Below are 10,587 nucleotides of genomic sequence, written 5' to 3'. Positions count from 1 at the left end.
GCCCGGTTACATTCCGAACCCGGAAGCTAAGCCTCACAGCGCCGATGGTACTGCAGGGGGGACCCTGTGGGAGAGTAGGACGCCGCCGAACTATTATTAGAAGAGCTGGTCCCTGAACTTCGGTTCAGGGACCAGCTCTTTTTTGTTTTGCGTCACTTGCCGTTCACGTTGTGCGACCAACATCCCCAGGTATGGGGACAGTTGGAATGTTGCGAGCCGCAGGCATCGGGCACGGTGACGAGGTCATCGTGCCGGCGTACGGGAACGCCGAGGTCGCCGAGGCCGTGGTTCTCGTCGGTGCCATGCCCGTCTTTGCCGACATAGAGCAGTCGACGTACTGCCTCGATGCCGACGCGGTCGCCGCTGCCATGACCGCGCGTACGGCCGCTGTCATCGTCGTACACCGCTTCGGGAATCAGGCCGATGTCGGGCGGATGCGGGACGTGGGCCAGCGCCACGGGGTTCTGGTGCTCGAGCAGGGCGAGTTGGACGCTCCGTACGACGAACTCGCCCAGCGGCGGGCGCATGCTGCCTATCTCAGTGGGCGGCTGAGCGGGGTCGTGACCCCTGACGGCGGTGCCACGCACAGCTATCAGCAGTACGTCGTGCGCGTGCCCGGCAACGGGCGGCCCGACCGGGACGCGTTCGCACGCGCCGTACGGGCGAAGGGAGTTGAGTGCCGGGTGCCCGTGAAGACTCCGGTGCACCGGATGCCGCAGTTCCGGCGGGACGTGGCGCTGCCGGAGACGGAGCGGGCCGCGGACGAGACGCTGGCGCTGCCCGTCGACGCGTCGATGTCCCGGCGGGATCTGCAGCGTGTCGTCTCCGCGTGCAATGCGTTGGGCGGGCTTCTTCAGCCGGCCTTCTAGTCGCGGTCGACGCAGGGGAATGGGCGGTTCGGCGGGCCCTCGGATTCAGGTATGATCTATTCCGTTGCCGAGCGGGAAACCGCGAAGCGCAGCAGGCCCCTATAGCTCAGTCGGTAGAGCGTCTCCATGGTAAGGAGAAGGTCAGCGGTTCGATTCCGCTTGGGGGCTCAGAGAGCAAGTGGAGAAGGTCCCCGCCCAGTTGGGCGGGGACCTTTTTCGTTTCCGGAGGGGGAGCGGGGACCGCTTCAGTCCTTGTGGAGGCCCGGTACCCGCATTGCGAGGATCGCCATGTCGTCCGACGGGGCGTCCGTCGCGAAGCGCTCCACGGCGCGCATGATGCGGGCCGCCACAGCGCCCGCCGTCAGGCCCGTGCACGTCGTGAGGACGTCCGCCAGGCCGTCGTCGCCCAGCATGCGCGTGCCCTCGCGGCGTTCGGTGACGCCGTCCGTCACGCAGAGCAGGACATCGCCCGGGTCGAGCGTCATCGTCTGTTCGTAGAGCTCCAGGTCGTCCATGACGCCGAGCAGCGGCTGCGGCTCCGCGTACGGCTCGACCGTGCCGTCCTGGCGCAGCCGGAGCGGCAGCGGATGGCCGGCGCAGACGACCTTGAGGACCGCCGAGCCGTCCTCCTGGGGCCACAACTCCCCGTACAGGAGCGTCAGGAAGCGGCTGCGGGCTCCCTCGTCGAGGATCGCGGCATTCAGGCGCTCCAGGACCGCGGGGCCGCCGAAGCCCTCGCGGGCGAGCAGACGCAGGGCGTGGCGGGCCAGGCCCGTGACGGCCGCCGCCTCCGGGCCTGTGCCGCAGACGTCGCCGATCGCGAAGCCGTATGCGCCGTCACGGATGGGGAAGAGGTCGTAGAAGTCGCCGCCGACCTCGTTGCCCTCGCCCGCTGCGCGGTAGATGACCTCGACCTCGACGCCCGGCACCTGGGGGAGCCCCGGCGGCAGCAGGCTGCGCTGGAGGGACTGGCTGATGGCCATGCGCTCCGAGTACAGGCGGGCGTTGTCCAGGGCGAGGGCCGCTCGGCGGGAGAGATCTTCGGCCAATTCCAGGATTTCTTGGCGGAAGTGTTCGTCGGAGGGCTTGCCCAGCGTGAGCATGCCGATGACGCGGTTGCGGGCGACCAGGGGGAGGACCACGGTCTCGCCTCCGACCGCCGACGCCGTGGAGAGCGTCGTGCCGATGCCCGAGGCCAGGCTGAGGGGCTCACCGAGGCCGAGGCTGCGCATGGAGGTGCGCAGGGCCGCCTGGTGGGCCGCTTCCGAGGGGGCGGCCCAGACGCGGGCTCCCGGGGTCGGCACGGGGTCGGGAGGGGCGATCTTGGAGAGGAGCGCCTTCAGGCCGTCGATGCGCTCCTCGTCCTCGTGGAGGACGTACGAGAGATAGGGCTCCGACGACTGGTCGGCGATCGTGTAGACGGCGCACCAGGTGGCGAGGGTCGGGACCGTCATCTGGGCCATGAGCGCCAGGGTCTGGTCGCGGTCCAGGGTGCCCGCGAGGAGGTCGGAGGCCTCGACGAGGAAGGAGAGCGAGCCGCGGCGCAGGCGCTCCAGCTCGCCGAGGCGCGCGGACTCCACGGCAAGGGCGATGCGGTCGGCGGCGAACTGGAGGCGCAGTGCCTCTTCGTTCGAGTACCGGTCGGGGGACTCGGCGGCGACACCGAGGGAGCCCGTGAGGCGGCCCTCGACCTTCAGCGGGACCGTGACGACGGAGCGCATGCCGGTGCCGCTGAGGAGCGGGACGGCGCCGGGGACGACCGTCAGGTCTTCGTGTACGGCCGGCATGCGGGCGGAGCCGTAGCGGCCGGGGCCCGCCTCCACGGGGACGCGGGCGAAGCGCTGGCGGGCGGAGGGCAGGCCTGTGGAGGCGCGCACCTCCAGTTCCGTCTCGTCGTCCGTGGCGAGGAGCAGGAAGGCGGCGTCGCCGTCGAGCATGTCGCGGGCGCGCTCGACGGTGCGCTGGAGGAGGCCGTCGAGGTCGTCAGGCGCGGGGGAGCCGATGAAGACCTCGAAGGGGTCCGCGGCGTGCGGCTCGGTGAGCGTGCCCGGCTCGGGGGCGGGGCCGCGCAGCGGGGTCTGCAGGACCGCGCGCTCGTCGTCACGGACGAGCAGGCAGACCGTGGAGGGTTCGCCGTCGGTGTCGCGGACGCGCAGGTGCGAGGCGTAGACCGGGGTCACTCGGCCGTCGGAGCCGCGGATGCCGTAACTGCCCTCCCAGCGCGAGAGTTGCAGGGCTTCCACGATGCCGGTGCTGGTGCCCGGGGTGTGCGGCCAGGCGGCGAAGTCGGTGAGCGGCTTGCCGGTGACCTGTTCGGCGACGTATCCGAAGAGCTCCTCCGCGTCCTCGTTCCAGGCGGAGATCGCGCCGACGCGGTCGATCTGGACGACCGCGACGCGGACTCTGCCGTCGGTGAGCGGGAGCAGTTCGGAGGGGAGGGCCGGGCCCGCGGCGCGGGTGCCCACCGGGCGGTCCGGGAGGTCGAGTTGGAACCAGACCTGCTTGTGCGTGGGGGTGTAGTCGACGCCCCAGCGTGTGGCGAGCGCCGCGCACAGTTGGAGGCCGCGGCCGCCCTCGCGGTCGGGACTGCCCATGTTCGCCGCGGACTGCTGGAGTGGGATCTCGCGTTCCGGATAGTGGTCGGAGACCTCGATGCGTACGGCGTCGTCGCTGCGCAGACAGAGGACGTCGGCGGCGGTGCCCGCGTGCACCACGGCGTTGGTGACCAGCTCGCTGGTGAGGACGACCGCGTCGTCGACGATGTCCGTGAACCCCCAGCCCTGGAGGGTGTCGCGGACAAAGGAGCGGGCCGTCGCGACGGACCGCCCGACGGGGTCGAAAGTCGCAGCCGCGCGCGCGGTGATCACAGAACTCCTCGTACGAGTATCGACGCCCAGATCTCCCACCATGGTGCGGCCGCCCCTCCGATGCCCGCTTGTTACGTGTGCCACCACCCAGGCCGGGCAGGACCGGAGTGGTTGGACAGCCGAATGCCAGGTTACTTACCTTCGCCGTCCATGCTGATGCCGGTCGTCAGTGTTTCCGCCCGGAGGGTGTGCGGACGGTGTGCGAAGCTGCCGAACTGTTATGGCCTGGTTCAGCCATGGTGAAACACTGGGCAGGCTTCTTGGAGACAGCCCAGGTAACCCGAGCACGACGGTCGACCCTTGCGGGAGGGACACAGTGGAGTCTGGCGCAGCGACGCGGGGCAGTAAGACGCGCGCGAAAGACGGACAGTCCCTGAGTAAACAGCGCAAACCGCGCAATGGGGCAACTACGTCAGTGGACGCAGCAGCTTTGAACAGGCTGCTCGCGGCGCTCGTGGCGATGCGGGACGGAAACTTCCGGAAGCGGCTCACGGTCTCCGGCGATGACGTCATGTCCGAGATCGCGGCCGTCTTCAACGAGGTGGCCGACCGCAATCTGCATCTGACCGGTGAGATCTCCCGTGTGCGGCGCATGGTCGGACGTGAGGGAAAGCTCACGGAACGCTTGGAGAGCGGCGCGAGCGAGGGTTCCTGGGCCGCGGCGATCGACGCCTCGAACGCGCTGGTCGACGATCTCGTACGCCCTGTGTCCGAGGTCGGCCGTGTGCTGTCGGCGGTCGCTGACGGCGACCTGGAGCAGCGCATGGAGCTGCGGGCGCCGGCGGACGAGGGGAACGGCCATCCGCTGCGCGGGGAGTTCCTGAAGGTCGGCCGCACGGTCAACAACCTGGTCGACCAGCTGTCGACGTTCACCGACGAGGTCACGCGGGTGGCCAGCGAGGTGGGCACCGAGGGCAAGCTGGGCGGTCAGGCCCGGGTGCGTGGAATGTCCGGTTCGTGGAAGGATCTCACGGATTCGGTGAACACCATGGCGTACCGGCTGACCGCGCAGGTGCGTGACATTGCTCTCGTGACGACGGCTGTGGCAAAGGGTGACTTGTCCCGAAAGGTCACCGTTCATGTCGCCGGCGAGATGCTTGAGCTGAAAAACACCGTCAACACGATGGTGGACCAGCTCTCGTCGTTCTCCTCCGAGGTGACCCGCGTCGCGCGCGAGGTGGGCACGGAGGGCGAGCTCGGCGGCCAGGCGCAGGTGCCTGGTGTGGCGGGTGTGTGGAAAGACCTCACCGACTCGGTGAATCTTATGGCCGGCAATCTCACCGCACAGGTGCGGGGGATCGCCCAGGTCACGACGGCCGTCGCGAGCGGCGATCTGTCCCAGAAGGTGACGGTGAGCGCGCGCGGCGAGGTCGCCCAGCTCGCCGAGACGATCAACCAGATGACCGAGACGCTGCGTACGTTCGCGGACGAGGTCACGCGCGTGGCCAACGAGGTCGGTGCTGAGGGACAGCTGGGCGGTCAGGCGAACGTGCCGGGCGCGGCGGGGACGTGGAAGGACCTCACCGACTCGGTGAACACGGTCTTCCGGAACCTCACCACCCAGGTGCGGGACATCGCGCAGGTGACGACGGCGGTCGCCAACGGTGATCTGTCGCAGAAGGTCACCGTCGATGTCGCGGGCGAGATGCTCGAGCTGAAGAACACCGTGAACACGATGGTGGACCAGCTCTCCGCCTTCGGTTCCGAAGTGACACGTGTGGCGCGGGAGATCGGTGTCGAGGGTGAGCTCGGCGGCCAGGCGCAGGTGCAGGGTGCGGCCGGCACGTGGAAGGACCTCACCGACTCGGTCAACACGGCTTTCCGTAACCTCACGGGCCAGGTCCGCAACATCGCGCAGGTGACGACGGCGGTCGCCAACGGTGATCTGTCCCAGAAGGTCACCGTCGACGTCTCCGGCGAGATGCTTCAGTTGAAGAACACCGTGAACACGATGGTGGACCAGCTGTCGTCCTTCGCCGACCAGGTCACGCGGATGGCGCGCGACGTGGGCACCGAGGGCCGCCTCGGCGGCCAGGCGCGGGTGGACGGCGTCAGCGGCACCTGGAAGGAACTGACCGACTCCGTCAACTTCATGGCGGGGAACCTGACTTCGCAGGTACGCCAGATCGCCCAGGTCACGACGGCGGTGGCGCGTGGTGATCTGTCGCAGAAGATCGACGTGGACGCGCGCGGCGAGATCCTGGAGCTGAAGAACACCATCAATACGATGGTCGACCAGCTCTCCGCCTTCGCCGATCAGGTGACGCGGGTGGCCCGTGAGGTGGGCACGGAGGGCCGTCTCGGCGGGCAGGCGCAGGTGCCCGGCGTGGCCGGAGTTTGGCGCGATCTGACCGATTCGGTGAACGGCATGGCCGGCAACCTCACCGCCCAGGTGCGCAACATCGCCCAGGTCGCCACCGCGGTGGCGCGTGGTGATCTGTCGCAGAAGATCGACGTGGACGCGCGCGGCGAGATCCTGGAGCTGAAGAACACCCTCAACACGATGGTGGACCAGCTCTCGGCCTTCGCTGAGCAGGTGACGCGGGTGGCCCGCGAGGTGGGTACGGACGGCATCCTGGGCGGCCAGGCCGAGGTGCAGGGTGTCTCCGGCACTTGGAAGGACCTCACGCAGTCCGTGAACGGCATGGCGAACAACCTGACCCTTCAGGTCCGCAACATCGCCGAGGTCACCACGGCCGTCGCCATGGGCGACCTCTCCAAGAAGATCACCGTCGACGCGAAGGGCGAGATCCTCGAGCTCGTCACGACCGTGAACACGATGGTCGACCAGCTCTCGAACTTCGCCGAGCAGGTGAACCGCGTGGCCCGCGAGGTGGGCACCGAGGGCAACCTGGGCGGCCAGGCGCGGGTCCCGGGCGTCACCGGCACCTGGAAGGACCTCAGCGACAACGTCAACCTGATGGCCAACAACCTGACCGGCCAGGTGCGCAACATCTCCCAGGTCGCGGCGGCGGTCGCCAACGGAGACCTCACCAAGAAGGTCACGGTCGAGGCGCGCGGCGAGGTCGCGCAGCTCGCCGACACCGTCAACACGATGGTGAAGACGCTGAGTTCGTTCGCCGACGAGGTGACCCGCGTGGCCCGCGAGGTGGGCACGGACGGCATCCTCGGCGGTCAGGCCCGGGTGCCCGGAGTGTCGGGTACGTGGAAGGACCTGACGGAGTCCGTGAACGGCATGGCCTCCAACCTCACCGGCCAGGTCCGCAACATCGCGATGGTCACCACCGCGATCGCCAAGGGCGATCTCACCAAGAAGATCGACATCGACGCCCGTGGCGAGATCCTCGAGCTGAAGACGACCATCAACACGATGGTCGACCAGCTGTCGTCCTTCGCCGAGCAGGTCACGCGCGTGGCCCGCGAGGTGGGCACGGAAGGGCAGTTGGGCGGTCAGGCCCGCGTACGGGACGTCGATGGCACCTGGCGCGACCTCACCGAGTCGGTGAACGAGATGGCCGGGAACCTGACCCGTCAGGTGCGCGCCATCGCCGAGGTCGCCACCGCGGTGACCCGCGGCGACCTGAACCTGAAGATCGACGTGGACGCGGCGGGCGAGATCCAGGTCCTGCAGGACAACATCAACTCCATGATCGCCAACCTGCGCGACACCACCCTCGCCAACAAGGAACAGGACTGGCTCAAGGGCAACCTCGCCCGCATCTCCGGTCTGATGCAGGGCCGCCGCGACCTGGAGGACGTCGCCTCGCTGATCATGAGCGAGCTGACGCCGGTCGTCTCCGCGCAGCACGGAGCCTTCTTCCTGGCGCTGCCCACGGACGACAGCGCGGAGCCGGGCGCCGAGCAGGGAGACGCGTACGAACTGCGCATGATGGGCAGTTACGGCTACTCCATGGGCTCCATGCCCACGTCCTTCCGGCCCGGCGAGACGCTGATCGGCACGGCCGCGCAGGAGCGGCGCACGATCCTCGTGGAGAACGCGCCGTCCGGCTATCTGCGGATCGCGTCCGGCCTCGGGGAGGCGCCGCCCGCCCAGGTGATCGTGCTTCCGGTGCTCTTCGAAGGGACCGTACTGGGCGTGATCGAGCTGGCCGCCTTCCAGCCGTTCACGCAGATCCAGAAGGACTTCCTCAGCCAGATCGCCGAGATGATCGCGACGAGCGTCAACACCATCAGCGTCAATACGAAGACCGAGGTGCTGCTCAAGCAGTCGCAGGAGCTGACCGAGCAACTGCGGGAGCGTTCGGCGGAGTTGGAGAACCGGCAGAAGGCGCTTCAGGACTCCAACGCCGAACTGGAGGAGAAGGCCGAGCTGCTCGCCCAGCAGAACCGCGACATCGAGGTCAAGAACACCGAGATCGAAGAGGCCAGGCAGGTCCTTGAGGAGCGCGCCGAGCAGCTGGCGGTGTCGATGCGCTACAAGTCCGAGTTCCTGGCAAACATGTCGCACGAGCTGCGTACGCCGCTCAACTCCCTGCTGATCCTTGCCAAGTTGCTCGCCGACAACGCCGACGCGAACCTCACCCCCAAGCAGGTCGAGTTCGCCGAGACGATCCACGGCGCAGGATCGGACCTGCTTCAGCTCATCAACGACATCCTCGACCTGTCGAAGGTCGAGGCGGGCAAGATGGACGTCTCCCCGACACGCATCGCGCTCGTCCAACTCGTCGACTACGTAGAGGCCACTTTCCGGCCGCTGACCGCCGAGAAGGGCCTCGACTTCTCCGTACGGGTGTCTCCGGAGCTGCCCGCGACACTGCACACGGACGAGCAGCGGCTCCTTCAGGTGCTGCGCAACCTCCTGTCCAACGCGGTGAAGTTCACCGACTCCGGAGCGGTCGAGCTGGTGATCCGGCACGCGAACGCCGATGTGCCCAACGCCATCCGCGAACAGCTCCTGGAGGCGGGTTCGCTGCGCGACGCGGACGCGGATCTGATCGCCTTCTCGGTGAGCGACACCGGCATCGGTATCGCCGCCAGCAAGATGCGGGTGATCTTCGAGGCGTTCAAGCAGGCCGACGGCACGACCAGCCGGAAGTACGGCGGTACGGGACTCGGGCTCTCCATCAGCCGGGAGATCGCGCGGCTGCTCGGCGGTGAGATCCACGCGGCGAGCGAGCCGGGCCGCGGCTCCACGTTCACGCTCTATTTGCCGCTGCACCCGAGCGAACTGCCGCCCCAGGGCTACGCACAGCTGGCACCGCTGCCGGGATCGGCGGGGCGGCCCGCCCTGGAGGAGGGCTCGTCCACGGCCGAGCAGTCCCCGCAGGGGGGCGAGGAGGCGCCGAGGCGGCTCGACGCGATGCCTGCGCCCGGCACGCTCTTCCGGCGCCGCAGGCGCTCCGCACCCGCCTCGACCGAGCAGTCGCCCGCGCTGCCCGGCCAGGCGGCGGCGGACTCACCGGAGCAGCGATCGCAGGAGCAGTGGGCGGCCGGACAGGAGGCGCCCGAGGCGCGTCCCGGCCACCACTTCGGCGGCGAGAAGGTGCTCATCGTCGACGACGACATCCGCAATGTGTTCGCGCTCACCAGCGTCCTGGAACAGCACGGGCTCGCGGTGCTGTACGCGGAGAACGGCCGTGAGGGCATCGAAGTCCTCGAACAGCACGACGATGTGACGGTCGTGCTGATGGACATCATGATGCCGGAGATGGACGGGTACGCGACGACCACGGCGATCCGCAGGATGCCGCAGTTCGCCGGGCTCCCGATCATCGCGCTCACCGCGAAGGCGATGAAGGGCGACAGGGAGAAGGCCATCGACTCCGGCGCTTCCGATTACGTTACGAAGCCGGTCGACCCGGATCATCTGCTCTCGGTGATGGAGCAGTGGATGCGCGGGGAGTGACCGAGAAGGGTCTTCATTACGCGGAGTTGCTGACAGAGTGTGGCCGAAGCCGTGTAGAACCACGGTATTCGGGGAACCTTCTGGTCTCCCACCGCGTTTCTGCTACGTGCACGGTGACATCGCGGTGACAGGGTGTGGCGACAGGCGGGGTGCGGCTACCATGACCGGCACAAGGACGGACGGCGTAAGGGAGTCGTCCCCTGGGGCGGCGCCCGGTGTACCGCCGGGGCGAGGAGGGCGGGCCATGGTGCAGAAGGCCAAGATCCTCCTGGTCGATGACCGGCCGGAGAATCTGCTGGCGCTGGAGGCCATCCTCTCTGCGCTCGATCAGACACTGGTGCGGGCATCGTCCGGGGAGGAAGCGCTCAAAGCACTACTCACGGACGACTTCGCGGTCATTCTGCTGGACGTCCAGATGCCGGGCATGGACGGTTTCGAAACCGCCGCGCACATCAAGCGGCGAGAACGGACCCGGGACATCCCGATCATCTTCCTCACCGCCATCAACCACGGGCCGCATCACACGTTCCGTGGCTATGCCGCGGGCGCAGTGGACTACATCTCCAAGCCGTTCGACCCGTGGGTGCTGCGCGCGAAGGTCTCGGTCTTCGTCGAGCTGTACATGAAGAACTGCCAACTGCGGGAGCAGGCGGCCCTGCTGCGCCTCCAGCTCGAAGGCGGCGGCAAGTCTGTGGCGGGTGAAACCAAGGAGCCGGCGGGGCTCCTCGCCGAGCTGTCCGCGCGCCTCGCGGCCGTCGAGGAACAGGCGGAGGCGCTCTCCAAACAGCTGGACGACGACTCGGCGGATGCCGCCGCAGTCGCCACCGCCGCCCATCTCGAACGCAAACTCACCGGCCTGCGGCGGGCTCTTGACGCCCTGGAGCCGGGCACGGGCAGCGGAGCGACTTCGGTCTCCTCGCAGAGCTGAGCCGGTCTCCTCGCGGAGCTGATCCGCTGCCCAGCCTGTCCGGACGCGGTGAGCATCCGTCAGTTCGGCGCCCTCACAAGGACGACACAAACGGGT

Annotated in this window: 4 protein-coding genes, 1 tRNA gene and 1 rRNA gene; 5 read left to right on the top strand and 1 reads right to left on the bottom strand. The window is 68.4% G+C overall.

Translation table 11 applies throughout. The features are described 5' to 3' along the window. The 3 genes from rrf to AB0O76_RS34135 form a co-directional block, all read left to right on the top strand. A 5S ribosomal RNA gene (gene rrf, locus AB0O76_RS34145) occupies positions 1-91 on the top strand; the annotation flags it as partial. Between the two features lie 115 nt (positions 92-206). Further along, positions 207-869, top strand: a complete 663-nt coding sequence (locus AB0O76_RS34140; RefSeq protein ID WP_365499423.1) for a DegT/DnrJ/EryC1/StrS family aminotransferase — start codon at positions 207-209, stop codon at positions 867-869. A gap of 95 nt (positions 870-964) precedes the next feature. After that, positions 965-1,037, top strand: a tRNA-Thr gene (locus AB0O76_RS34135). A 77-nt stretch (positions 1,038-1,114) separates the two neighbouring features. Here the strand turns inward: AB0O76_RS34135 and AB0O76_RS34130 are convergent. Then, positions 1,115-3,778, bottom strand: coding sequence for a SpoIIE family protein phosphatase (locus AB0O76_RS34130; protein WP_365499420.1), 2,664 nt, complete (start codon positions 3,776-3,778; stop codon positions 1,115-1,117). Positions 3,779-4,052: 274 nt separating this feature from the next. Here AB0O76_RS34130 and AB0O76_RS34125 point away from each other — a divergent pair, with 274 nt between their 5' ends. Both AB0O76_RS34125 and AB0O76_RS34120 read left to right on the top strand, forming a co-directional pair. Then, positions 4,053-9,563: a HAMP domain-containing protein gene (locus AB0O76_RS34125; protein ID WP_365499417.1), complete on the top strand. Its 5,511-nt coding sequence runs from the start codon at positions 4,053-4,055 to the stop codon at positions 9,561-9,563. 244 nt (positions 9,564-9,807) lie between these two features. Further along, positions 9,808-10,491: a response regulator gene (locus AB0O76_RS34120; RefSeq protein WP_365499414.1), complete on the top strand. Its 684-nt coding sequence runs from the start codon at positions 9,808-9,810 to the stop codon at positions 10,489-10,491. Positions 10,492-10,587: the final 96 nt, after the last annotated feature.

This window comes from Streptomyces sp. NPDC086554, assembly GCF_040686095.1.
Classification (GTDB): Bacteria; Actinomycetota; Actinomycetes; order Streptomycetales; family Streptomycetaceae; genus Streptomyces.
Note: the sequence above shows the minus strand (reverse complement) of the source record. Positions and strands in the feature narration are given on the sequence as shown.